At 67.0% G+C, this 23,569-nt stretch carries 28 protein-coding genes and 1 pseudogene; 9 read left to right on the forward strand and 20 right to left on the reverse strand.

The genetic code is table 11. The features are described from left to right. Positions 1-80: 80 nt before the first annotated feature. Complete coding sequence (locus tag LI337_RS00005; RefSeq protein WP_227227656.1) at positions 81-764, reverse strand: hypothetical protein; 684 nt, start codon at positions 762-764, stop codon at positions 81-83. A 117-nt stretch (positions 765-881) separates the two neighbouring features. On the opposite strand from LI337_RS00005, the gene LI337_RS00010 reads away from it, so the two are divergent. From LI337_RS00010 to LI337_RS00020, 3 genes are all read left to right on the forward strand, one after another. Continuing rightward, a complete protein-coding gene (locus tag LI337_RS00010) occupies positions 882-1,358 on the forward strand; it encodes a TRAM domain-containing protein (protein WP_227227657.1) in 477 nt (158 codons plus the stop codon). Between the two features lie 138 nt (positions 1,359-1,496). Then, positions 1,497-2,024: a Tfx family DNA-binding protein gene (locus LI337_RS00015; protein WP_227227658.1), complete on the forward strand. Its 528-nt coding sequence runs from the start codon at positions 1,497-1,499 to the stop codon at positions 2,022-2,024. Positions 2,025-2,116: 92 nt separating this feature from the next. Then, complete coding sequence (locus LI337_RS00020; protein WP_227227659.1) at positions 2,117-2,902, forward strand: SDR family oxidoreductase; 786 nt, start codon at positions 2,117-2,119, stop codon at positions 2,900-2,902. A gap of 24 nt (positions 2,903-2,926) precedes the next feature. Here the strand turns inward: LI337_RS00020 and LI337_RS00025 are convergent, their stop codons facing one another. The 3 genes from LI337_RS00025 to LI337_RS00035 all read right to left on the reverse strand — a co-directional run bounded on the left by LI337_RS00025 (position 2,927) and on the right by LI337_RS00035 (position 5,143). Further along, positions 2,927-3,958 (reverse strand): mannose-1-phosphate guanylyltransferase, encoded by a 1,032-nt coding sequence (locus tag LI337_RS00025; RefSeq protein ID WP_227227660.1) that lies wholly within the window; start codon positions 3,956-3,958, stop codon positions 2,927-2,929. Between the two features lie 97 nt (positions 3,959-4,055). Then, entirely contained in the window at positions 4,056-4,337 is a 282-nt protein-coding gene (locus LI337_RS00030) for a DUF7091 family protein (protein WP_227227661.1), read from the reverse strand. Positions 4,338-4,402: 65 nt separating this feature from the next. Further along, complete coding sequence (locus LI337_RS00035; RefSeq protein WP_227227662.1) at positions 4,403-5,143, reverse strand: class I SAM-dependent methyltransferase; 741 nt, start codon at positions 5,141-5,143, stop codon at positions 4,403-4,405. Positions 5,144-5,301: 158 nt separating this feature from the next. Between LI337_RS00035 and LI337_RS00040 the strand changes: the two genes are divergently transcribed. The 3 genes from LI337_RS00040 to LI337_RS00050 all read left to right on the forward strand — a co-directional run bounded on the left by LI337_RS00040 (position 5,302) and on the right by LI337_RS00050 (position 7,363). After that, positions 5,302-6,231, forward strand: a complete 930-nt coding sequence (locus tag LI337_RS00040; protein ID WP_227227663.1) for a replication factor A — start codon at positions 5,302-5,304, stop codon at positions 6,229-6,231. A gap of 1 nt (position 6,232) precedes the next feature. Continuing rightward, positions 6,233-6,829, forward strand: coding sequence for an RPA family protein (locus LI337_RS00045; protein WP_227227664.1), 597 nt, complete (start codon positions 6,233-6,235; stop codon positions 6,827-6,829). 117 nt (positions 6,830-6,946) lie between these two features. Beyond that, on the forward strand, positions 6,947-7,363 hold the full coding sequence (locus LI337_RS00050) for a DUF8146 domain-containing protein (protein ID WP_227227665.1): 417 nt from the start codon (positions 6,947-6,949) through the stop codon (positions 7,361-7,363). Positions 7,364-7,385: 22 nt separating this feature from the next. Here the strand turns inward: LI337_RS00050 and LI337_RS00055 are convergent, their stop codons facing one another. Together LI337_RS00055 and LI337_RS00060 are read right to left on the reverse strand one after the other, a co-directional pair. Then, complete coding sequence (locus LI337_RS00055) at positions 7,386-7,841, reverse strand: DUF5814 domain-containing protein (RefSeq protein WP_227227666.1); 456 nt, start codon at positions 7,839-7,841, stop codon at positions 7,386-7,388. A 148-nt stretch (positions 7,842-7,989) separates the two neighbouring features. Continuing rightward, on the reverse strand, positions 7,990-8,478 hold the full coding sequence (locus LI337_RS00060) for an MOSC domain-containing protein (RefSeq protein WP_227227667.1): 489 nt from the start codon (positions 8,476-8,478) through the stop codon (positions 7,990-7,992). A 96-nt stretch (positions 8,479-8,574) separates the two neighbouring features. Between LI337_RS00060 and LI337_RS00065 the strand changes: the two genes are divergently transcribed. Next, complete coding sequence (locus tag LI337_RS00065) at positions 8,575-8,922, forward strand: VOC family protein (RefSeq protein WP_227227668.1); 348 nt, start codon at positions 8,575-8,577, stop codon at positions 8,920-8,922. A 6-nt stretch (positions 8,923-8,928) separates the two neighbouring features. Here the strand turns inward: LI337_RS00065 and LI337_RS00070 are convergent, their stop codons facing one another. From LI337_RS00070 to LI337_RS00120, 11 genes are all read right to left on the reverse strand, one after another. Next, positions 8,929-10,887: a PH domain-containing protein gene (locus tag LI337_RS00070; RefSeq protein WP_227227669.1), complete on the reverse strand. Its 1,959-nt coding sequence runs from the start codon at positions 10,885-10,887 to the stop codon at positions 8,929-8,931. Further along, a complete protein-coding gene (locus tag LI337_RS00075; protein WP_227227670.1) occupies positions 10,884-11,354 on the reverse strand; it encodes a PH domain-containing protein in 471 nt (156 codons plus the stop codon). Before LI337_RS00075 ends, LI337_RS00070 begins: the two co-directional genes overlap by 4 nt. 107 nt (positions 11,355-11,461) lie before the next feature. Beyond that, entirely contained in the window at positions 11,462-11,797 is a 336-nt protein-coding gene (locus LI337_RS00080) for a hypothetical protein (RefSeq protein ID WP_227227671.1), read from the reverse strand. A gap of 28 nt (positions 11,798-11,825) precedes the next feature. Further along, on the reverse strand, positions 11,826-12,926 hold the full coding sequence (locus tag LI337_RS00085) for a Gfo/Idh/MocA family protein (protein WP_227227672.1): 1,101 nt from the start codon (positions 12,924-12,926) through the stop codon (positions 11,826-11,828). A gap of 178 nt (positions 12,927-13,104) precedes the next feature. Then, complete coding sequence (locus LI337_RS00090; RefSeq protein WP_227227673.1) at positions 13,105-13,308, reverse strand: DUF8005 family protein; 204 nt, start codon at positions 13,306-13,308, stop codon at positions 13,105-13,107. Between the two features lie 27 nt (positions 13,309-13,335). Further along, on the reverse strand, positions 13,336-14,517 hold the full coding sequence (locus LI337_RS00095) for an ABC transporter ATP-binding protein (RefSeq protein WP_227227674.1): 1,182 nt from the start codon (positions 14,515-14,517) through the stop codon (positions 13,336-13,338). A 4-nt stretch (positions 14,518-14,521) separates the two neighbouring features. Further along, on the reverse strand, positions 14,522-15,490 hold the full coding sequence (locus LI337_RS00100) for a carbohydrate ABC transporter permease (protein WP_227227675.1): 969 nt from the start codon (positions 15,488-15,490) through the stop codon (positions 14,522-14,524). Then, positions 15,491-16,429: a carbohydrate ABC transporter permease gene (locus LI337_RS00105; RefSeq protein ID WP_303645210.1), complete on the reverse strand. Its 939-nt coding sequence runs from the start codon at positions 16,427-16,429 to the stop codon at positions 15,491-15,493. A gap of 115 nt (positions 16,430-16,544) precedes the next feature. Then, the gene (locus tag LI337_RS00110; protein WP_227227677.1) at positions 16,545-18,035 is read right to left on the reverse strand and encodes a substrate-binding domain-containing protein; all 1,491 of its coding nucleotides are present in this window, start codon (positions 18,033-18,035) and stop codon (positions 16,545-16,547) included. 444 nt (positions 18,036-18,479) lie between these two features. Next, complete coding sequence (locus tag LI337_RS00115) at positions 18,480-19,484, reverse strand: aldo/keto reductase (protein WP_303645181.1); 1,005 nt, start codon at positions 19,482-19,484, stop codon at positions 18,480-18,482. A 175-nt stretch (positions 19,485-19,659) separates the two neighbouring features. Beyond that, the gene (locus tag LI337_RS00120; protein WP_227227678.1) at positions 19,660-19,812 is read right to left on the reverse strand and encodes a hypothetical protein; all 153 of its coding nucleotides are present in this window, start codon (positions 19,810-19,812) and stop codon (positions 19,660-19,662) included. 130 nt (positions 19,813-19,942) lie between these two features. On the opposite strand from LI337_RS00120, the gene LI337_RS00125 reads away from it, so the two are divergent. Together LI337_RS00125 and LI337_RS00130 are read left to right on the forward strand one after the other, a co-directional pair. Continuing rightward, entirely contained in the window at positions 19,943-21,109 is a 1,167-nt protein-coding gene (locus LI337_RS00125; protein ID WP_227227679.1) for a thiolase domain-containing protein, read from the forward strand. Further along, a complete protein-coding gene (locus LI337_RS00130; RefSeq protein WP_227227680.1) occupies positions 21,106-21,507 on the forward strand; it encodes a Zn-ribbon domain-containing OB-fold protein in 402 nt (133 codons plus the stop codon). The genes LI337_RS00125 and LI337_RS00130 overlap by 4 nt, the downstream gene beginning before the upstream one ends. Here the strand turns inward: LI337_RS00130 and LI337_RS00135 are convergent. The 3 genes and pseudogenes from LI337_RS00135 to LI337_RS00145 all read right to left on the reverse strand — a co-directional run. Continuing rightward, positions 21,494-21,880, reverse strand: coding sequence for a hypothetical protein (locus LI337_RS00135; RefSeq protein ID WP_227227681.1), 387 nt, complete (start codon positions 21,878-21,880; stop codon positions 21,494-21,496). The two genes, LI337_RS00130 and LI337_RS00135, sit on opposite strands and share 14 nt — an antisense overlap. A 79-nt stretch (positions 21,881-21,959) precedes the next feature. Then, the gene (locus LI337_RS00140) at positions 21,960-22,322 is read right to left on the reverse strand and encodes a hypothetical protein (protein ID WP_227227682.1); all 363 of its coding nucleotides are present in this window, start codon (positions 22,320-22,322) and stop codon (positions 21,960-21,962) included. A gap of 302 nt (positions 22,323-22,624) precedes the next feature. Continuing rightward, positions 22,625-23,539: pseudogene (locus LI337_RS00145) on the reverse strand (alpha/beta fold hydrolase); the annotation flags it as partial. Between the last annotated feature and the right edge of the window lie 30 nt (positions 23,540-23,569).

Below are 23,569 nucleotides of genomic sequence, written 5' to 3' on the forward strand. Positions count from 1 at the left end.
CGCGAGCAGGGTCTCGCCGTCGCTCGACCACTGCTCGCGGTCCGCGTCGCCAGCAGATCGCTACCCGTCGGGGTCCGGGCTCACGACCGCATCTCGACGACGGCGACGTAGTACACGGTCGTCGCCAGCGAGACCGCGACCCCCTCCACGATCCACGGTTCCGGCGGGCCGACGAGGACGCCGCCGGCGACCAGTGCGGTGCCGAGGAGCGCACCGGCGAGCACCACGCCGCGACCGAACCGCCGGACCGGATCGAGCCCGCGAGTGCCGGCGTACAGCGCACCGGCGAGGAACGCCAGCACCGCGTTCACCGACGCGAGAAACACCGCGTCGGCGAGCAGTCCGGCGACGAGAAAGCCGATACCGGCGATCGTCCCGGCTCCGAGCGCGACGGACGCCGGAATCGGGAGTGGCTCCTCGCCGTAGGCAACCGCGTAGGCCAACGGGGGGAGCGCGACAACCAGGACGACGAACCCGGCGAGTAGCCCGACCGGCAGGAGATCGGCCCCCCCGGCACCGACGAGTGCCCACAGTCCGGCGACGGCACCGACGAGCACGCCGGCCGCGGCGACGATCCGGGGCGGGAGCACCGTCGTCGGATCGGGCGAGTGGTAGACGGCGTAGCCGGCGAAGGGGTAGCAGACGACGACCGCCGAGAGCGTCGTCAGGGGCACGTCGCCCGTGAACAGGACACCGGCGACGAACAACGAGAGTCCGAGAAAGACGCCCGTCAACAGCGCGAGTTCCGGAACACGACGACTCATCACCGCTGGTTCGGGTGCCGGGCGACAAAGCCTTTCGATCCGGGCGCACGCGGCGGGTGCGACCGCGCAAACCCCGAAGGCGCAAGCGTTTAGACACAGCCCGGAGTACCAGATTCTATGGCGAACTGTCCACTCGCGGACGACTGCCCGCAGTTCTCGGAGCGGATCAACGGACTCGGGTGTCAACACTACGGCGACAAAGGCGGCGCGGAGTGGTGCGACCACTACGAGCGGCCGATCTACGAACTCAAGAGCCAACCCGTGAAGGTCGGCGAGGAACTGGTCGTGGAGGTGACCGACATCCACGAGAGCGGTGCCGGCGTCGGCCGCACCGACGACGGCTTCATCGTCCTCGTGGACGGCATCCTCCCGGAGGCGCGGGCGAAGGTCCGTATCAAGCGGGTCAAGTCGAACCACGCACTCGGCGAGGAGGTCGAGCGCCTCCCGATGGACGAGGAGGAGGCCGAGACGACCGACGCCGACGGTGACGGTGACACCGACACCGAGTCCACCACCGACTCGGACGACACGAAGTCCTCCGGGCCGAAGCGTCCGGAGGCACTCGGGAGCCGCGACAACTTCTGGGGCAGCTAACCCCCGGTCGTCGCACGACGCTCCCGACGGACAGTCCCGACGCCGACCAACCGCGAGACGCCGACCACCAGTTCGCGCCCCCGGACAGTTCCACCGCGTGTCTGTAGGTTTTTGCCACCCCGTCCCGTAGCCCGGCCCATGGACGACGACCTCGGGCCAGACACGCCGAGAGAGCAGTCTTCCCGCGAAGCGACGCCGGACGTGGACGCGCTGCTCGAACAGGCCGGCTTCGACCCCGAGACCAGCGTGCTCACGCGCCGACAGGCCGAGGTCTTGCTCCTCCGCGAGCGTGGTGTCCGACAGAGCACCATCGCCGACCTGCTCGGTACCTCGCGGGCGAACGTCTCCTCTATCGAGTCGAGCGCCCGCACCAACGTCGAGAAGGCCCGCGAGACGGTCGGGTTCGCCGAGACCCTCTCGGCACCGGTCCGGGTCGAGGTCGCAGAGGGCACCGACCTCTACGACGTGCCGAAACTGGTGTACGACGCCTGTGACGCGGCCGGCGTGAAGGTGAACCACACCGCGCCGGAACTGATGAAGACGGTCTCGGACGAGGCCGGCGACGCGGTACAGGGGCGTGAAGTCCGCGAAGACGTGCTGGTCGGCGTCACCTCGGAGGGTGCGGTCCGGGTCCGGCGGTCGAGCGACGCGCCTCGGAGCGACTGATCGTGGGAGGCTCGCCCCCCGAGCGAACCGGCCCACCGCAGCCGACTTCCGCGACCTGAGTGTTTTTCGGTGACGCGTGCGTGGCGAGCGACATGGACCTCGGACTCGACGGCGAGACGGTACTGGTGACGGCAAGTTCCAGCGGTCTCGGCCGGGGCTGTGCCGAGTCGCTGGTCGCCGAAGGCGCGAACGTGACAATCTGTGGCAGGGACGCGGCGCGACTCGCAGACGCAGAGTCAGTCGTCGCCGACGCAGGCCCCGGTGACGTGCTGGCGGTGCAGGCCGACGTGACCGACCCCGATTCGGTCGAAAACCTCGTGGACGCGACGGTCGCCGAGTACGGCGGTATCGACCACCTCGTCACCTCGGCCGGTGGCGTCCCGCCGGGCGGCTTCGCGGACCTCTCGGACAAGCAGTGGTACGGCGCGTACGACACACTCGTCATGAGCCTCGTCTGGACCGTCCGCGAGGCGTACCCCCACCTCGCCGAGAGCGACGCGGGGTCGATCACCTGCATCACCTCGACGAGCGTCCGGGAGGCCATCGACGACCTGCTCCTCTCGAACGCGGTCAGACGCGGCGTGATCGGCCTCGTGAAGACCGTCTCCCGGGAGTTCGCGCCCCAGGTACGCGCGAACGCGGTCCTGCCGGGTGCTCACGAGACGGCCCGTATCGAGGAGTTGATCGAGGCCGCCATCGACCGAGGCGAGTTCGCCGACTACGAAGAAGGGTTGGCCGACTGGGCGAGCGACATCCCGCTGAACCGGATCGGCGACCCGCGCGAACTCGGCGACACCGTGGCGTTTCTCGCCAGCGACCGGGCGAGTTTCGTGAACGGCGTCGCGCTCCCGGTTGACGGCGGCCGACTCAGAAGCTGAGACCGCGACCGGGCGACCGACCACTCAGAACTGCCCGTCGTCCCGCAGTTCCGCGACCGCCTCACGGACACGCTGGGCGTCCGCTTTCGGCACGACGAGCACCCGGTCGTCGTAGGCGACGACCGCCAGCCCCTCGACGCCGACGAGCGAGACGTGTTTGTCGTCGGTGGCGACCACGTTCTCCGTCGCGTCGACCGAGAGGTAGTCTCCGAGCGCGACGTTGCCCGCGTCGTCTGCGGCCAGTAGACGGTCCAGTGCGTCCCACGAGCCGAGGTCGTCCCAGCCGAAGGTCGCAGGCAGGACCGCCGCGTCGTCTGCTTCTTCCATCACGGCGTAGTCCACGCTGACCGGCTCGACCGCCGCGAACCCGGCCTCGGGAGCGCCACGGTCCAACTCGGCGACGAGCGGCGCGAGCCGCGAGTCGCGGGCCGCCGCGAGGAACGACTCCGGTGTCCACGCGAACAGGCCGGCGTTCCAGAGGTAGCCCGCCTCGACGTAGGACTCGGCGGTCTCGCGGTCGGGTTTCTCGTGGAAGCTGTCGAGGTCGGCCCAGTCGCCGTGGAACTCACCGGGTTCGAGGTAGCCGTAGCCGGTGTCGGGGCGGGTCGGTTCGACGCCGAAGGTGACGAGGCGGTCGGTCTCGACTGCCACTTCGGCCCCCCGGCGTGCGACCGACCCGAAGTCTCCCCGGACGTGGTGGTCGCTCGGCAGTGCGAGGACGACGCTGTCGTCGTACGCGTCTGCAACGTGGTGGGTCGCGTAGGTCAGTGCCGGCCCGGTGTCCTTCCCCTCGGGTTCGGTGAGGACGGTCGTGTCGGGCGCGTGGTCGCGCACACCCGACTCGAACTCGGGACGCGTGACGACGACCACCTCGTCCGCGAAGTCGACGCGCGAGACGGTTCTGGAGAGGAGGCTGTCCGACTCCTCGCCGTCACCGTCCGCGTCGCTGCTCGCACCGAGCGAGAGGAACTGTTTCGGCCGGTCGCTCCGGCTTGCGGGGTACAGTCGGGTGCCGGTGCCGCCGGCGAGGACGACGGCGACGAGCGTCCGGTCCATGTCGGCGGCAGGTCGTCGGGTCACAAGACGGTTCGGGTGTCGGCTCGCGGTGGTCGTGACGATAGCAGTGTGTCGTGGGGCGGTCGAGTCGGTCGGCTCACCACGTCTCGACGTAGCCTTCCCGCACGTCCTCGGCACAGCCCCGGCAGTCCGGGTGGTCGTCGTCGTAGCAGGCCGGTTCGCCCTCGGCGTTCACCCGGACCGCGCGCTGTTCGGCGTAGCGCCGGCAGACGATGCGGGCGCGGCCCTCGGCGTCCGTCGGGAGGTCGTACTGGCTGGCGGCCCGGCGTCCCTCGCGGTAGGCCTGCCGGGTCTCCTCGAACCGCCGGCCTGCCTGCCGCATCTTCGTCCGCACGAACCGCTTCAGCCGCTCGTCCATGTAACTGGATAGAGGCGTCGGGACTAAAGGCTCTCTGCCGTCGCCCGACGCGGGACCGTCCTCTCTCACGCTGACTTCCGGGCTTCGACCACCAGCACTGCCGGCAGTTTGCTCATCAACGACGGGGTACACTCACCCCACGGTCCCGGGTCGTAGGCCTCCGGGTCGTCCGTGCCGGGTTCGTGCAGGGCCTCGACGACGAAACCGGCGTCGACCAGCGCGCGGTGAATCTCCGAGACGGTGTGCCGGTAGAGCACCTGCGGCGTCTCGACCTCCTCGTGGTGGATCTCGTAGCGGCCGGTGTCGAAGTAGCTCTCCGTGACGCGCTCGGACTCGGAGTCGACCACCTCGTAGGCCGGGTGCGGAACAGAGAAGACGAACCGCCCGCCGGAACGGAGCACCCGGTGCGTCTCCCGGAAGCAGGCGTCGAGGTCGCCGACCCACTGGAAGACGTACGCGTTGCAGGCGAGGTCGAACGACTCGGGTGTGAAGGGAAGTCGTGTCACGTCACCTTCGACGAACCGGACCGAGACGCCGCGCTCGCTGGCTCGGTCCTTGGCGTGAGCGAGTTGTGCCGCCGAGAGGTCGAGACCGACGACCTCGGCTCCTTGCTCTGCTAAGCCGACCGCACACTGCCCGCCGCCACAGCCGAGTTCCAGTATCTCGCGGTCGCGCACGTCGCCGAGCAGATCGAGGTCGATGTCGCCGTACGCCGCGCCGGTCCAGTCGGCACCCTCGGCGACATCTGCTGTCGACTGGAAGTAGTCGGCGGTCGCCTCCCACCACGCCCTGACTTCGTTCGTCACACGGGAGGGTCACGAACGAGCGACAAGTGTCTTGTGTGGGCAGAACTGGGCGACGGAGAGCGATCGTTCACTTTCACTCCGGTCACGGAACTTTTTATACCACTGGGAACCAACCGGCGTACGTCTCCAGCCGAAAACAAGACGGAGACGAGCAACCCATGACAGATCTGCAGACCCACGCAGCAGAGATAGCGGAACAGTTCTCGGACCATCTCGACGTGAGCGAGGCCGAAGTCGAGGAGCGACTGTCGAACCTCGTGAACGAGTACAAGGTGCCGGTCGACGAGGCGCGCCGGAGCGTCGTCAACAGCTACCTCGACGAGGCCGGCCTGGATCGGGAGGAACTCGGCTCCGGCAGTGCCGAGGAGATGCTCGTCGGCGACATCGCACAGGACGAACAGTGGGTCGACCTGACCGTGACGGTCGTCGACCTCTGGGACCCCCGAAGCGAGTCCATCTCGCAGGTCGGCCTGCTCGGTGACGAGTCGGGGACGATCAAGTTCGTCGCGTTCAAGACCAGCGAACTGGAGAAGTTGGAGGAAGGTGCCTCCTACAAGCTCTCGAACGTCGTCACCGACGAGTACGAGGGCACCTACTCCGTGAAGCTGAACCGGACGACCACGATCACCGAGATCGACGAGGAGATCGAGGTCGGCGACGACAGCGAGACCGTCGAGGGCGCACTCGTGGACGTCCAGTCCGGGTCCGGCCTCATCAAGCGCTGTCCCGAGGAGGACTGCACGCGCGTCCTCCAGAACGGCCGCTGTTCGGAACACGGAAGCGTCGACGGCGAGTTCGACCTGCGCATCAAGGCGGTGCTGGACGACGGCATCGACGTGCAGGAGGTGATCTTCGATCAGGAGACCACCGAGGCACTGACCGGGATCACCCTCGAAGAGGCGAAGGACATGGCGATGGACGCACTCGACACGACCGTCGTCGCCGACGAGATGCAGGGGAAGATCCTCGGTCGCTACTACCGCGTGACCGGCCCCCGCTTCCGGCGGTACGTCCTCGCGGACAGCTTCGAGCGACTGGACAGGCCGACAGACACCGAGGACGTTCTCATCAAAGCGAGGTCGATCTGACATGAGTTCCACACCCACCCGCGAGGTCGCACGACGCGTCTTCGCCCGAGAGTTCAACGACGGCGGCTACACGTTCAAAGAGTCCGACGACGAGCGCGCACCCCACTACCTGCTGCTCCCGACCGGAGCGAAGGCCAACCGGGTGTTCTTCGTCGGCACGCTGACCGAGAAGGAGGACGTGGGCGACGACAACGAGTACTGGCGCGGTCGCATCGTCGACCCGACCGGGACGTTCTTCGCCTACGCCGGGCAGTACCAGCCCGAAGCCGCCAGCGCACTCCGCGAACTGGAACCGCCTGCGTACCTGTCTGTCGTGGGCAAGCCGCGCACGTTCGAGACCGACGACGGGAATATCAACGTCTCCGTCCAACCCGAGTCGATCACCGAGGTCGACGCCGCCACCCGCGACCGGTGGGTCGTCGAGACCGCAGACCGGACGCTGGACCGCATCGCCGCCTTCGAGGACGAGGGCAACGAGTACGCCCGGATGGCCCGCGAGCAGTACGACCTGTCGGTCGAAGCCTACCGCGACGCCGCGATCGCGGCACTGGAGAGCTTAGAGGAGACCGACGAACTCGAAGCCGGCGCGGAAGCGTAGACGCGGCTCTGGCGTTCGGCGCTCGACTGCGCGACGCGGTTTTTCTAGCGAGCGGATCGGACTACGCCATCGTCTGACAAACCATTAAGTAGGTGCCGGGTCGTACGTCCACGTAAGATGGGCAACAAGAACAAGACGATCTCGTTCCGCGTCAACGAGGACGCGTTCGAGACGCTCCGGGAGATCGCGGAGGAGCGTGACATCTCCCTGTCGGCGGTCTTCCGCGACTACGTGGACACGCTCGTTGCCCACGACGGCCAGGTGCGGGTCGTCCCGGAACACGAACTGGAGAACATGGGCGCAGAGACGGAAGACTCCTTCCCGCCGAAGGTGGAGGTGCCCAAGAGCTTCATCCGCGAGCACGAACGCCTCGAACTCGAAGCCGACCACCTCCGCGAACAACTGGAGGAGCACAAACGCTACGTCAACTACCTCAGCGAGCAGTTGGAGGACGACGGCGAGGAGGACGTGATCCAACTGGAGGATCTGGACGGCGAGGCCGACCACGACGAACCGTCGTTCCGCCTCGGCTGATCGGACTGTAACTTCCGGCGTACTACTTCGCCAGCGCCTGCTTCGCCTCGCGGGCCTTCCGGGCCATCTCCCGGTCGCCCTCCACGTCGGCGAGCGACTCGACCGCTTCGAGCGTCCGGACCGCGTCGTCGAGGAAGGAGAGCACGTCGCCGGGGTAGGCGTACAGCAGGTAGTCGTCGGACATCACGTCGACGATGGCGTCCGGGCCGAGTCCCTGTGCTCGCAGTTCCAGCAGGTACTTGACGAACTTGCGCTCCGGGTGGCCGCAGTAGGGGTTGTTGTCGCAGTCGCAGTCGAGGAAGTCCTGCGCGAAGTCGAGAATCCGGTCGCGGGTCGCGTCGTCCAGTTTCGCGAGGCCGTCGCCGGTGTAGAGGAGATCGAGTGTCGCGCCCTTGAACGCACCTTTCGGGATGTTCGTCTCCAACTGGGAGGCGAGTTGTCGGTGGTTCTTGACGTAGATCTTGTCGGTGATCGCCACTGTAGGCCCTGTAGGACAGGTGTGGTCAAAAGCGTCGTGGATGCGACCGCGCCGCCGGGTCTGGTGTGCGTGTCTCGGAGGATCGGTCGCCGGTTCGCTCCTCGTCCACCACGCCGTCCCGGCCGTCGTCGACGTCGTGGCACCGAACTCAGCGCGGCGACACGTCGTCACCGACGGCGAGGTGGCCCGTCTCGACGATTCGGGCCTCCAGGCCGCCCCGGTGAACCAGCGACTCCCGTGCTCCCTCGACGGCCAGCGACTCCATGTGTGCACAGGGCTCACACAGGCCGGTCCCCTCGACTACCGCCTCGCCGACCCGGAACCGGCGGCCGACGAGGTGATTCAGCGGGACCCCCGCAGTCACGACGTTCCGGCGGTGTGCACCCGCCGGGAGCGACACGTCGTAGTCGCGTTCGGCGGCGCGGAGTGCTTCGCGTTCGATCAGCGTCACCTCGACGCCCGGCCCCTCGGCGTCGGCCGGCCGGAAGTAGCGGTCACCGCGCAGGCCGCGCCCGGCGACCGCCTCGACCGTCTCGCGTGCCGTCGGTGAGGCGGTGCGCTCGTCGGCGAGCCACAGCCCCGTCACCCTCCCCGCGAACGTCGGGGTCTCGTCCTCGTCGGGTTCGCTGTCGTCCATGTCGGTGGCTCTCGCTCGGGTGACGTAAGCCTGTCCGCATCCAGCGGAGGCCCGTCGCCCCCGAACCGTTTTGTCGACTCCCGCCGAGATCGGAACGTGTCCGGAATCGTCTTCTACGCCACCGAGCGTCACGACGCCGTGATCGACTTCTACACCGACCGTCTCGGGGCCGACGTGTGGCTCGAACAGCCCGACTGCACGATCCTGAAACACGACAACCTCCTGTTCGGTTTCTGCGCCCGGGACCGGACCGACGACTGTGGCATCCTCACGTTCGTCTACGAGGACCGCGAGACGGTCGACGCCGTCCACGCCGATCTGGCCGACGTGGCCCGGGAGGACCCTTACGAGAACGAGCAGTACGACATCTACCAGTTCTTCGCCGAGGACCCCGACGGTCGGACCGTGGAGGTGCAGGCGTTTCTGCACCCGGTCGATCTCTGAGTCGAGTCACGCGTCGTCCCGAGTCGTCTCTGCGTCGTCGGACGCCTCCTCCCGAGTCGTCTCTGCGTCGTCGGACGCCTCCTCCCGAGTCGTCTCTGCGTCGTCGGACGCCTCCTCCCGAGTCGTCTCTGCGTCGTCGGACGCCTCCTCCCGAGTCGTCTCTGCGTCGTCGGACGCCTCCTCACCGTCTTCGGACTCGTCGTCCGACTCGACCGTCGACCCGAAGACGAAGCCGCCCCCGTGCTCCTCGCCCGTCTCGTCCGATGCACCGTTCTTCGACGTCGTGTCCTCGCTCTCGGAGTCTCTCTCCGACTCCGACGCGTCGGACTCTGCCGGCGACTCCGACTCCGACGCTGCGGACTCTGACCCCGACGCTGCGGACTCTGACCCCGACGCTGCGACCGACTCTCCGTCGGTCGTCACGGCGGCGGTCTGTGCCGAGTCATCCGATTTCTCGGTGGTTTGCTCCGCAGCGACCGACTCGGCGATCATCGACTGGCGTGGTCGCCGCGTCCGCCGCCGTGCCACCGCGACACGGAGGCGCTCTGCGAGTTCGTCCCGCAGGTCGTCGGCGTCGTCGCGTTCGATGTCGACCGCCGCCGCGTCCCGACCGAGGATCGACAACGACCCCGCCGTGTCGACCGTCACGGTCGCCACCCGCCAGCGTCGCTGGAAGATCGTCCGGGAGTCGATCACCGTCTGTACCCGGTAGTACGGCACGATCTTGATCTCGCGGTTCCAGACGCCGTTGCGCGTCACGACGTGGTCGTCGCCGAGCCAGTAGCCGCGATGCTTCCACTTCAGGTGTGCCGCGACCGGAAGCAGGGGCAGACCGACCGCAGTCGCGTACCACGGCAGCGGTTGCGGGACGACGACGTTCACGGCGTACAGCACGCCGGTCAGCACCCCGAGAGCGATCAGATACCGCATCGCGTAGCGACGCCGGATCCGCTTCGGTGGGCGACGGAACTCGGGGTCGCCGAACGCCTCGATCTCGTTCGCCAGTTCCACGACTCGCTCTCTGCTGGCGAGTGGGACCGCCGCCTCCGACCCGCGAGCGGTCCCGTCCTGGCCGCCGCCGGAGTAGCCCGCCGTCTCGATCTGGAGCGTCGCGTAGCCGAAGTAGCGCTTCAGCGGGTTGTCCGTCACCGTCAGCGTCTGGATCTTGTCCAGCGGGATCGACCCGTCGTATCGCTGGAGCAGTCCGCGTTCGTACTGCAACTCCTCGTCGGTCCGGGTCAGCCGGAAGCCGTAGTAGTTGAGGACGGCGACGACCGCACTCGCCAGCCACGAGAAGAGGAGGACGCCGACGACCAGCACCGCGATCCCGGCGATCCCGAGCAGGGTCGCGGTGTCGTCCGGAAGCATCTGCGGGACGAACGGGACCGACCCCGACAGCAGGAAGAGGAGCAGCCCCGGCACCCGGAGGTCGAACGACAACAGGCCGACCAGTGCGAGCTCCCAGTCTGCCAGCGCGAACAGTTCTTCTTCTTCGGGTTCTGGCACCGGCTCTCCCTCGTCGGTCGTCCCGCGCTTCAGTCGGGCGATCTCCGACTGGAGTCGTTTGGCCTCCTCGAAGGTGACGTACCGCAGAGAGCCTTCGGTCTGGCCGCCGCCGGCCGTCTCGAAGTCCACCGCCGCGATCCCCAGCACGCGCTGTGCGACGTTCCGACTGATGTCGACGTTCTGGATGCGACGCAGCGGAATCTCGCGGTTCCGGCGGGAGAACACCCCCGACCGCACGTCGAAGGTGTCGCTCGTCAGTTCGTAGTCGAACCGCCGGAAGTACGCCACCTCGTAGCCGACGACCGTGAGCACGGCGAGACCGAGAATCCCGACCGACGCGAGGGGGCCGAGCGGCCCGAGAAACGACGAGGTCGAGAAGAGGACAAAGGCGAGCGTGAAGACGAGACTGATACCGCGCTGGACCGCCCGGTACGGGATCGACAGCGGGGCGAGTCTCATACCGCGTCCTCACCTTCGGCGCGGATGGCGAGCCGTTTCAGTCGCTCCTGGAGGTCCTCGGAGCCGTCCGGCGTCAGGCCGGGGATCGACACGTCCGCACCCCGCGACCCGGCGGTGTAGACGACGGTACTCGCCAGTCCGGCGACCCGTTCGAGTGGGCCGCGCGAGGAGTCGACGTGCTGGATGCGGACGAACGGGACGACGGTCCGGACGCGGGTGAACACGCCGCGCTCCAGATAGATTGAGTCGTCCCGGATCTCGTAGCCCCACAGCCGATAGCGTAGGACCGCGAGCGTGACGAACAACAGTGCGAAGACACCGAAGACGCTGCCACCGGCGACCGCCGGCCTGATCTGGAGAACCGGTGCGAAGCGGAACACGCCGAACGCGATCACGCCGAGGAGCGCCGCGAAGAGAATCGCCCGTGCGATCCAGAGGAGGCGAATCCGTGGATGGAGTCGGTTCACCGAGGACCCTCCGTGAAGCCCGTCTGCATACGCCGAGGTTCGACCGCCCTCCGGGTAAGTATCCCGGTGTCGTGGTGAGGGAGTGTTCGCCGTCCCCAGGCAGTCGGTCAGGAGGCGTACAACTCTCGCACCAGCAGCGCCGCGCCGACGACGAACAGGCCGAGTGCCCACAGCCCGTCGCCTTCGTACACCCGGAGCGCGCCCCACAGGGCGACACCGACGTAGAACGCGACCCGGAACCGCGTCGTGTCCATCTCGTCGCGCAAGGTGCCGTAGGCGACCACGCTGACGACGTACAGCGAGATCAACGCGCTCGGCGCGGCGGCCAACCCCTGCGTCGACAGTTGGCTGATCGCCCCGGCCGCGACCACGCCGACCAACACGAGCGCCAGCACTCTGACGATCTGTTGGGTTCGCGTCGGGCCGTCGTCGCTCTCACTCATGAGTCACTCTCCCGTCGGATCGTGCCGATCATCGGTCCCACTCCGTCTCGGCTGCGGTCGATCCCGTCAGTTCGACAGCCGCTCCCGACTCGGCCGAGCGATAGATGGCGTCGATCACACGCTGGACCGCCAATCCCTGTTCGACCGTGTTCCGTCCCGGATGCTCGTCGCTTCGGATCGCCTCGACGAACGCACGCTGTTCGTCGCGGTGCGGGTCCGAGGGGCGCGTCTCGATGTCGGTGTCGGCGAGGTGGTTGCCCCCGTCCCTGCTCGCTTCGTACAGCCTCAGATCGCCGGAACTGCGGTCGAGGCGCGCGCCGCCCTCGGTGCCGTCGAGGTGGTAGGTCTCGTTCTCCTCGCGGTTGGTCGCCCACGCCACGTCCAGCGAGACGGTCGTCCCGTCGGCACACCGGAGGAAGGCGGTCGCCGAGTCCTCCACGTCGAAGTCGCCGGGACCGGTGTCTTCGCCCCACATGTGGATCCAGGCGTAGTCCTCGTCGGTCCCGAACGTCTGGCGCGTGACGCCCGACACCTCCTCGATCTCCGGAAAGTCGAGGAAGTGCATGGCGAGGTCGATCGCGTGGACGCCGATGTCGACGAGTGCGCCGCCGCCGGCCACGTCCTTCGAGGTGAACCACGAACCGCGTCCGGGAATCCCGCGTCGTCGGAGGTAGTTCGCGTCCACGTGTGTCAGATTCCCGAATCTGCCCTGCTGGACGTACTCCGCGAGCACCTCGACCGGGTTCCGGAACCGGTTGTTGAACCCGACCATGCAGAACGCCTCGGAGTCGCGGGCCGCCTCGGCGATGCGCTCTGCGCTCGCCAGGTCGTGTGCCAGCGGCTTCTCGACGAGGACGTGCGTGTCGGCGTCGAGGGCGGTGACGGCGTATGGTTCGTGGAACCGGTTCGGCGTCGTGACGATGATCGCGTCGGCGTCGGCCACGAGTCTCGTCGCGTCGTCGTACTCCGCACAGTCGTACGCCGAGGCGAACCGCGCCCGTGCCTCCGGGTCCACGTCCATCCCGCCGACGAGGTCCACGCCGTCGGTCAGCGCGAGTTTGTCGGCGTGGTGTTGGCCGATGTTGCCGAGTCCGACGATACCGATCCGGACCGGCGGTGTCGTAGTCATGGCTCCGGGTTTCGCGCATCGGGGCAAAAGCCTCACGTTCCGAGCACCGCCTGCGGTCGCTCTGGTCGTCGGTTCCAGTAGGCGAACGCGGCGTCGTCACCGCCAGAGTCACGCGGAGTCGACACTCCGAGGTCGGTGCGGTGACGTCGCGAAGAATCGGGGGGTGATCGGCGACCGATCAGTAGAGCTGTTCTTCCCGCTCCTGTCGCTCTTCTTCCTTCTCCTTCTCCTCTTTGAGCCTGCGCCGGCCCCGGAGGAACTGCGCGGTCTTCGGGACGATCTTGTTCTTCAGGTCGAGCAGGAACGACACGATGCCGTACGCCCAGAAGAAGAACAGGACTGTGTACAGCGCGAGCACGAGGAGCGGATCGGGCGTTGCCATGCGAAGAAGTTGCGGTCGGGGGGTTGTCTAGTCGTCGCTCTCTGCTTCGGTGCCGCTACTGGTCTCGGCGCGGGCCGCGCTGGTGATGCCGTGGTGGATCGCCTGGCCCGACGAACTGTCGAACAGGTGGATCCGCGACCGGTCGAGGACGACGTCCATCGACTGGTCCTCACTGATGTCGTAGTCCGGCGCGACGCTCATCAGCAACTGGTCGTTCGAGGCAGTCTGGTCGAGGCTGGTGTCGGCGTCCTCGGTGAGCATCAGGTAGACGAAGATCTCGTCACCCATCGGCTCCAGCACGTCGGTCTTCGCGTCGATGGTCATCGACGGGTCCGGCAGCGACCGGCCGTCGTTCTCGGGGTACACGTCCTCCGGCCGGATGCCGAGCGTGACATCCTGGCCGACCTCGACGCCGATCTGTGCCGGATCGAACTCGATGTCGAAGTTCTTCGAGGTCCAGCCGTTCTCCGTCACCTCGCCGTCGATGAAGTTCATCGACGGCGACCCGATGAAGCCCGCGACGAACAGGTTCTTCGGTTCGTTGTAGCAGGTCAGCGGCGGGTCGATCTGCTGGAGCTGTCCGGAGTCGATGACGGCGATCCGGTCGGACATCGTCATCGCCTCCGCCTGGTCGTGGGTCACGTAGACGATGGTGGTGTCCAGTTCCTTGTGCAGGCGCTGGAGTTCCGTCCGCATGTGGACCCGCAGTTTGGCGTCGAGGTTCGCCAGCGGCTCGTCCATCAGGAACACTTCGGGGTTCCGGACGATCGCACGCGCGATGGCGACGCGCTGGCGCTGGCCGCCGGACATCTCGTCGGGCATCCGGTCGAGCATCCCCTCCAACTGGACGATCTCGGAGGCGCGGTTGACCCGACGCTCGATCTCCTCGTCGTCGTAGTCCCGCAGGCGCAGGCCGAACGAGATGTTGTCGAAGACGTCCATGTGCGGGAACAGCGCGATGTTCTGGAACACCATCGCTACCCCGCGATCTTTCGGCGGTAGGTTCGTCACGTCACGGCCCGCGATGGAGACAGTCCCCTCGGTGGGGATGGTCAGCCCCGCGATCGTCTCCATCGTCGTCGACTTCCCACAGCCCGAGGGACCGACGAGACAGACGAACTCGCCGTCCTGGATGTGCAGGTTCATGTCGTCGACAGCCGTTACGTCGTCGTATCGTTTCACCACGTGTTCGAGTTTTACGTCTCCCATTGTCTTACTCCTTGAGTGCTCCGGCGGTCAGTCCGCTCACGATCTTCTCCTGTGCGATGATGACGAGGATCGCCACGGGCAGGACGCCCACGATACTGGCGGCCGCCATCAGGTTGTACGGCGTCGAGAACTGCCCCTGGTAGTCCAGGATGCCCGCCACGATGGGGGCCCAGTTCTCCACCGAGCCGTCGTTCATCAGGAACGAGAAGAAGAACTCGTTGTACACCGCGATGAACGTCAGCACGCCCGCCGTCGCCACACCGGGTGCCGACAGCGGCACGATGACCCGGAACAGCGCGCCGAGCCGGGTCGTCCCTTCGATCCGTGCGGCGTCCTCCAGCCCGTCCGGGATCTGGCCGTAGAACGTCGTCAGGATGAAGATGGACAGCGGCATGAACAGCGCGCTGAACGGGAGGATCATCGCCCCCGGCGTGTTGTACAGCTGCGGCGGTGCGAGCATCGACCCGCCGCCCAGCGGGATACCGATGTTCCCGTTGAACAGGTTGAACAGCGGCAGGAAGAACGCCGCCGGCGGGAAGTACGAGATCGCCAGGATCCCCAGCATGAACAGGCTCTTGCCGGGGAACCGCAGGCGACCGAACACGTAGCCCGCGAGACTCGCCAGCAGGAGGACGATCACCGTCGTCCCGATGCCGAGCACGAAGCTGTTGAACATATAGAGGTGGAACGGCACCTGCTGGAACACGTCCACGAACACCATCACGTCGAACCCTTTCGGGAAGAACGTGAGGTTCTGCATCGCGTTCAGCGGCGTGAGCGCGATGATGAGCAGCCAGTAGAACGGGAACAGCGTCGTCACGAGGAAGAACGCCGTCACGACGTAGAACAGCGCCTGGTAGACGCGCTCGGGGCTCTGGATCGACTGATCGACCCAGCGACCCAGCGGCCCACGGACGAGTTCTGCGTCTTCCCCGCTACCGATTCCGCTCCCGCGTTGTTGTTCACTTGCCATCTAGAATCCCCCCTCCGCGTCGGCGAACTTGACGATGTACACCGACACCACGACTGCGATGATCCCCGCCGTCACGAAGGCCACCGTCGCCGACGTGCCGATGAGTCGGTTGTTGAAGCTCGTCACGACGAGACAGGACAGCGACGGCACCGTCGTACACGACGAGACCGTCTCGATCATCCCGTAGACGCGCATCGCCTGGATGGTGCGGAACAGCATCGCGACGAGCACCGTCGGGAGGATGAGCGGGAACGTGATGATCTTGAACTGCTGCCACTTCGACGCGCCCGCGACACGAGCCACGTCGTACAGACCACGGTCGATGCTCTGGAGGCCTGCGAGGATGAGCAGGGCCATGAACGCCGAGGTCTTCCAGATGTCCCCGATGATCACGATGATCGTCGAGTCGATGGAGTTGACCAGCGGCGTGAAGCTCATCCCGAGTCCGTTGAGGAACGCGGGGTTCTCCGAGGTCCCGACGAGGAAACCGATCCCCGGCTGGAACAGCAGGTAGAAGATCATCCCCTGGATGACGATGGGCACCGCCCACGGGATGATGATCGCGACACGAACCCAGCGTCGACCACGGAAGTCCTGGTCCAGCACCAGCGCCTGCCCGAAGCCGATGATCGTCTCGAAGAAGACGCTCACGCCCGTGATGATCAGCGTCACCGTCAGCGCGCTCCCGAAGAAGGCGTCGATCGTCAACGCCTCCGGCAGGAACGGCGACGGCAGGATCGCCGTCCGCTGGCCCGTCATCAGGGCCACGTAGTTCTCGATCCCGACGAAGGACCCGAGCTGTTCCGCCCCTCCGGCGTTGTCCGCGAACAGGGACATCCGGAAGGTACTCAGTAGGGGCCAGACCGCGATCACCGCCAGTAACAGCAGCGCTGGAGCCATCAGCAAGTACGCGAACTTCGTCTCGCTGAGGTTCTCCATCCAGCGTACGAGCGACACGTACGGCCCGGATTTGGTGCTGTCTCGCACCGACCCCGATTCTTGTTCAGTAGCCATTGTCAAGTGGTAACGTGAGTGGAGGAACTTAGTCCTTTGCTCAGCCGGACTCTTCGATCGACTCGAGCGAAGACTTCAGACTGCTCATCGCGTCCTCCGGGCTCTTCTGCTGGGCGTACGCGGCGTTGACTTCCGATGCGATCTGGTCGGACTGCTGGCCCCAGACGGTCGTGACCGGGCGGGGCACCGCGTTCTCGCCGGCGATGCGGAGCGTGTCGATGTAGCGACCGATGATCGGGACGTTCTGTGCGCGGTCGGACTCGAAGAGGTCGGGCCGCGGCGGCAGCCACCCGATCTCCTCCAACGCGAGCAGCTGGACGGCTTCGGACTTCATGGCGTTGAGGACGTGGTACGCGGCGGACTTCTGCTCTGCCGGCGCGTTCGGGTTGATGACGGCGTGCCAGCCACCGAGGGCACTGCTCGTGCCGCCGAGTCCCTCGTAGGGGCTCTCGCTCTCGGGGACTGCGTACGGGATCGGCATCGTACCGAAGTCCTCGCCGAAGGCGTCGTCGGCACCGTTGATCGGGATCGAGTACGGCCAGTTACGGTTGGCGACCGCGTTCCCGTTCGTGAACGGCTGGCGGGACGGTTCCTCGGTCCACTGGAGCACGGCCTCGGGGGAGATCTTCTGGTACTCGTCCATCGCGAACTCGTCGTCCGAGCCGTTGATGAACGTCCGGACCATCCGGATCGAGTCGATGACCTGCTGTTCGTCCACGGTGACGGGGCGGTCCCCGACCGGGCCGAAGAGGTTCTCGCGGCCACCGAAGTACGCGCCACCCCACGAGGACATGAACTCGTTGAAGTCACAGCACGAGAGGCCCTCGTAGATGTTAGCCTGGAAGGTGAAGCCGTAGTCGGTGCCGGCCTCGTCCTGTGCGTCGGCCGTCGCCTGCGAGAACTCGGACCACGTGATCGGCTCGGTGGCCCAGTTGTTGCTCTCCGGGCTGTAGCCGGCCGCCTCGTACACGTCCTTCCGGTACTGCATGACCGGGAAGTCCGGGAACATCGGCATCCCGAACAGGTCACCCTCCGTGTTGGAGACGGTGTCGACGCTGGCACCGAAGTAGTTGTCCTGGATGTCGCTGACGAAGTCGCTCGGCATCTGCTGGGAGAAGTTGACCAGCTGACCGCGAGCGATGAACGGAATCGTCCACCCGCTGTCCATCAGCAGCAGCGTCGGACTCTCCTGGCCCGCGTCCAGAAGTTGCGTGTACTGGTTCTGGCGGTCGTCGGAGATGAACGAGCCGGCCAGCACTTCCAGCGAGATGTTCTCCGGCAGTCCCTCTTCGTAGAGGAGTTCCTGCACCTGGTCAGCGATACCGGCGAGCCGGTCGTCGGCCGCGAACTGCACCGTGATGTCGCCGTCCGGCACGGAGGTGTCGATCTGCTCGTCTGCGCCACCGCCGCCGTCGTTCGTGACACAGCCCGCGAGTCCGGCCGTGATGCCGGAGACGCCTGCTGCCTTCACGAACGTCCGACGCGAGACGTTGGACCGACGCTTCCTGTCGTGTGAGTCAGTATCAACCATTACAGTTGGGACAGTTAGCACACTGCTTATTTATACTTTCGGTAATTGTTACTACCCCTGTTGTAGTGAATTCTCTGACAGCATCTCGTCTTGTGAAAATAACCTACGTGGAAGACGAAATCGACCCGATCGGGCCGTTCGTATCTGGATATTGGTATTTTACGCGAGTCGCGCGTATGCGTGTAGGTAACGTGTGTAGCCCAACACCTTAGTCCTTACCCGGTTGTGTCCCGACGAAGGCGACGCACTCCCGCGGTTTGGGTAGTGTGCGCCCGCGCTCGAGAGGGCGTTCGCACCCGCGCTCTGTGGGTCGTTCGCGCCCGGCCGAGATCACGCCGGCCAACAGCAGGACTGGCGCACCGTGAGCGACGCGTGGCTCTCGCGCGCGCCAGACGCGCACCTCCTCGCGGGGGGGTTACCGGTCCCTGCCGAGCGTCGATCCTCTCAGTCCTTGCCGGGGGCGGGCCAGCGCGGCGTCTTCGGCGCTTCGACGCGCGCGAGGTGATCGTCGGTGAGGGTCACGTCGAGGGCTCCGACGTTCTCTTCGAGGTGCTCGACGCTCCGGGGACCGACGATGGGCGAGTCGACCACCGGCTTGTGCAGGAGCCACGCCAGCGACACCTGCGCGGGCGTCGCGTCGAGTTCGTCGGCGATGGCTTCGATCTCCTCGAGCACGGCCCAGTTCTCGTCGGTGAAGCGGTTCTCCGTGTACTCGTCGGTGTCGGCCCGGCGCGTCTCGTCGGCGTCGTCCGTGTCGCCCTCCCTGTCGTACTTCCCGGTCAGGAAGCCACCCGCCAGTGGTGACCACGGGATGACGCCGACTCCCTCGCCCTCGCAGACGGGCAGGAGGTTCGCCTCCTCGTGGCGGTCTACGGCGTTGTACTCCGGTTGCATACAGACGAACCGGCTGTAGTTCTCTACGTCGGCGGTGTAGAGCGCCTTCGTGAACTCGTAGCTGGTCATCGTGCTCGCACCGACGTACCGCACTTTGCCGGTCTCTATCAGGTGATCGAGTGCGGCCAGCGTCTCCTCGATCGGCGTGTCGTCGTCCCAGCGGTGGATCTGGTAGAGGTCGACGTACTCCAGACCGAGACGGTCGAGACTCGCCTCGCACTGATCGAGAACGTGTTTCCGCGACAGCCCCTGTCGATTCGGCCCGTCGCCCATCGGGCCGAAGACCTTCGTGGCGACGACGAGTTCCTCGCGCGAGAACACGTCCTGGTCGGCGATGGCTTCCCCGACGATCTCCTCGGACTCGCCCTGCGAGTAGACGTTCGCGGTGTCGAGGAAGTTGACCCCCAACTCGAAGGCGCGGTGGAGGAGGTCGACGCTCGCGTCGCGGTCGTTCATCATCCACTCCGCACCGCTGCCGAAGTTCATACAGCCGAGGCAGAGTCGGGAGACTTCGAGTCCCGTGTCGCCGAGGGTCGTGTACTCCATGTCGGTCATACCCCGCTGTTCGTCGGACTGCGGGAAAAACGTAGAGGCGACGGTCGGGATTGCTGGCTGTCGGTGAGTCTGCTCGCGGACCGCTGGACTCGTGGCCGGGGGTACGTCCGGAGGTGCGCTCGCCGGGTCGGATCGATCACGACCCGGGGCCCGACGAGTGCACCGCCCTGCACACTCAGCCCTCGAAGTCCTCGCGCAGATCGTCGATGTGTCCCTCCAGCACCGAGAGCGCGGCGTCGGCGTCCATGTACCCCTGGTCGTACTCCCGGAGCACGGTCTGGGTGTCGCTCAGAAACGTCTCGACTGACTCTGTGAGGTCGTCGCTCATGTCCGACCGAACGACGGCGAGCGGTTTAGCTGTTGGGCGACCCACGCCGATCCAGCGGATCGAGTCGGGGGGTCGGCGCGCCGAACAGATGCCACCAGTACTTAACCCCGACCCTCATCTACGACCGTGTATGACCGAAGTCCACGTGGCTGGCGTCGGACTCACCCACTTCGGGCGACACCCGGAGCGCACCGGCCGCGACCTGTTCGGCGAGGCAGTACAGCGGGCCGTCACCGACGCCGGCGTCCCACGAGACGACATCGACCACCTGAACTACGGGAACTTCATGGGGGCGCTCGCGGAGCGACAGGCCCACCAGGCCCCGCTGATGGCCGAAGCCGGCGGCCTGCAGTGTCCCGCGACCCGGTACGAGGAAGCCTGCGCTTCGGCGGGCGTGGCAGTCCGCGAGGCCGTGAAGTCGATTCGCTCGGGCGAGCGTGACGTGATGCTCGCCGGCGGGATGGAACGCATGACGAACATGGGTACTGCGGGGGCGACCGAGGGGCTGGCAATCGCCGCCGACGAACTCCACGAGGTGCACGCGGGGATCACCTTCCCCGGCGCGTACGCGCTGATGGCGAGCGCGTACTTCGACCAGTACGGCGGCAGCAGAGCAGACCTCGCGAACGTCGCGGTCAAGAACCACGCGAACGCCCTCGGCAACGAGTACGCGCAGTACCAGCGCGAGATCACGGTCGCGGAGGCGATGGACAGTCCGCCGGTGGCCGATCCCCTCCATCTCTTCGACGCCTGTCCGATCACCGACGGCGCGGCCGGTCTCGTCCTCGTGTCGGGCGAGTACGCCGACGAACACGCCGTCGACGCGCCCGTCACGATCACCGGCACGGGACAGGGTGGCGACAAGATGGCTCTCCAAGATAGAGAATACCTCGCACAGACCCCCGCCGCCCGCGATGCGGCCGACGAAGCCTACGCAGAGGCGGGCGTCAAACCGCAGGACGTGGACGTGGCGGAGGTCCACGACTGCTTCACCATCGCGGAAGTCCTCGCGCTCGAAGCACTCGGCTTCTACGAGGTCGGTGAGGGTATCGGCGCGGCCCGGCGCGGCGAGACCACCCGCGACGGCGACCGGCCGGTCAACCTCTCCGGCGGCCTGAAGGCGAAGGGCCACCCGGTCGGCGCGACCGGTGCGAGTCAGATCGCCGAACTGACCCGACTCCTGCGCGGTGACCACCCGAACAGCGACGCGGTGCCGGACGCCGAGGTCGGCCTGGCCCACAACGCGGGCGGGACGGTCGCCAGTGCCGTGGTCCACGTGCTGGAGGTGGCCCGATGAGCACCCACGGCGCGGACGAGACGCCACGGGACGCGGGCTACGACGACTGGCTCGACGGCATCGAGGCCGGCGAGGGAATCTACCTCTCGTGTCCGAACGACCACGGCTCGCTCCCGCCGCGCAGGGTCTGTCCACACTGTGGCTCGCCCGAACTCACCGAGGAGCCACTGCCCGGCACGGGCGAGATCGAGTCGGTCACGGTAGTCCACGTCGCCGCGCCGAGTCACGCCGACGACGTCCCCTACGCGACCGCCATCGCGGACTTCGGCCCGGTCCGACTGACGGGGATGGTTCGCGGTGTCGAACCGGACGCTGTCGAGGTCGGCACGACGGTAGCGCCGACGGTCGAGCGCACCGAGACGCGCGACGAGCGCGTCCTGGTGTTCAGACCTCGGTAGCGTCGTCGGCGTCGTCGGCCGCTGTCTCACCGGGTTCTCGGTCGGCCACACCGCTCGCGAGCACGAGTACGTAGCCGACCGGCGGGACCCCCACCAGTGCGAGTGCCGAGACGAGGGCGCTCGCGGGGATCACTGCGCCAGCGACGGCGAAGCCGACCGTCGTCAGGATCGCCAGTCCGAGCGTCGCGCCCGCAGTCGCCAGCAAGACCTGGGTCGGGGCATCGGAACGGACGAGCGCGTGCACCGCCACGAGACCGCCTCCGAGGACGACACCCAGAGGGGCGATCCCGGTCGGGTCGGGCGCGAGGAGCAGTCCGAGAAACGTCACGAAGCCGACGTAGCCGACGCCGGCGAGGGAGTCGAGGAGGGCCATCGTGTCGGTTCTGCGTTCGGAGATCGCTGGAAAAAATATTCTGTTCGAGTGTGACGGGAGTCACTACAGTCGGTGAGGATCACGACCCACTGGTGAGTCGAGTCGCCCGCAGGCCACCGACCGCCAGCGGCGAGAGCAGGTACCCGGCTGGGACCGCGAGCGGAGCACCGACCGCGAGGATCGGATGGCCGAGCGGTCCGCCGACGCCGAGTCCCCACGCCAGCACCCACATGAGCGCGAACAGGACGACCGTCGTTCCGACCGCGCCCGCGAGTCGCTCCGGCGTCGGGTCCGACAGGAGTGCCGCGACGCCGGCGACCACCACACCGGTCAGCGTGACGAGCATCGGGACGACGCCGGTCGGATCGGGAAACGACACGAACCCGGCGACGGCGAGGAGCAGGACGTAGCTGTAGACGGACACGTGATCGAGGAGGGCCATCGAGTCGTCGCTGTCGTACTGTCGGCGTCGAAAAGAACGTACCGGCTCGACCGTGCGAGTCCGCGCGACTACTCGGCTTCCTCTTCTGCACCCACGGCTTCCGCCTCGTCGTCGGCGTCCGCCGACTCCTCGTCGGTCGCCGTCTCGTCGTCTGTGTCATCGGTCGTCGCATCCGACTCCTCGTCGGTCGTGTCGGCGTCCGCCGACGCCTCGCTTCCCTCGCTCTCGTCGCCGGTCGCCTCGACCTCGACTTCGATGTCGTCGGTCCCGGACTCGTCGGCGACCGCATCACCCTCCTCTGCCAGTTCGGCGCGGACGACGCGCAGGAACTCCTCGGCGTGTTCGACGTGTGGCTGGAGGTCCGAGTCGTCGAAGACGACCAGTTTCGCGCCGGTCGCGTCCGCCAACTCGCGGCCGTCTTTGAGGGGAACGATCTCGGACTCGCGGCCCCAGACCAGCGTCACCGGTACGTTCAGCGCGTCGATCTCGTGGGCGAGGTCCAGATCGGAGTTGAGCAGGCCGCCGAAGAACGACGCCAGCGCGTAGCGTGCGCCCTCTTGGTGGATCGTCCGCCACTGGTAGTCGACCAGTTCCTCGGTGATGTTGTCGGGGTCGTAGTAGCCGTGATCGGCGTTGAAGTACCGGATCGAGGGCGTCGACCCGAGGAGACTGACGACCGTGTCGCCGACCACCGGCGCGCGGACGAGTTCGGTCAGCATCGGACGCTCGCCGGGCATCGCGGTCGTCGTCGGCGACAGCAGGAGCAGTCGGGAGACGTTCCCCTCGCGGGCCGCGGCGGCGGTGTACGCCCCCGTCAGCGAGGAGGCGACGACGGCCGGTTCGTCGAACTGGCGGACGAAGTCGCCCACGAAGTCCTCGTACAGCGGGGCGGAGTAGCGCAGCGGCGGGCGGTCGGACCGGCCGAAGCCCGGCAGGTCCGGGGCGATCACGTGGAAGTCCGCCGAGAGGTCGTCGAACACCTCGCGGAACTCGTGGCTGGAGGCGGAGGCGTTGATCCCGTGGAGCAGGACGAGGTCCGGGTCGTCGGGGTCGCCGGCTTCGGTGTAGCGGACGTCCATGCCGCGCCAGCGGAAGGTGCGCTGCTGGCCGACGAGTGCCGGTTCGAGGACGCCGGCACTCCGCTGGAGGACACGGTTGGCGACCGCAGTCGCGCCGATACCGAGAGCCGCGTAGCCGAGGATGCGTCGGAGCTTCATACCCACCTGTTCGTCCGCCAGCGACTTATC

This window comes from Salinirubrum litoreum, assembly GCF_020567425.1.
Classification (GTDB): domain Archaea; phylum Halobacteriota; class Halobacteria; order Halobacteriales; family Haloferacaceae; genus Salinirubrum; species Salinirubrum litoreum.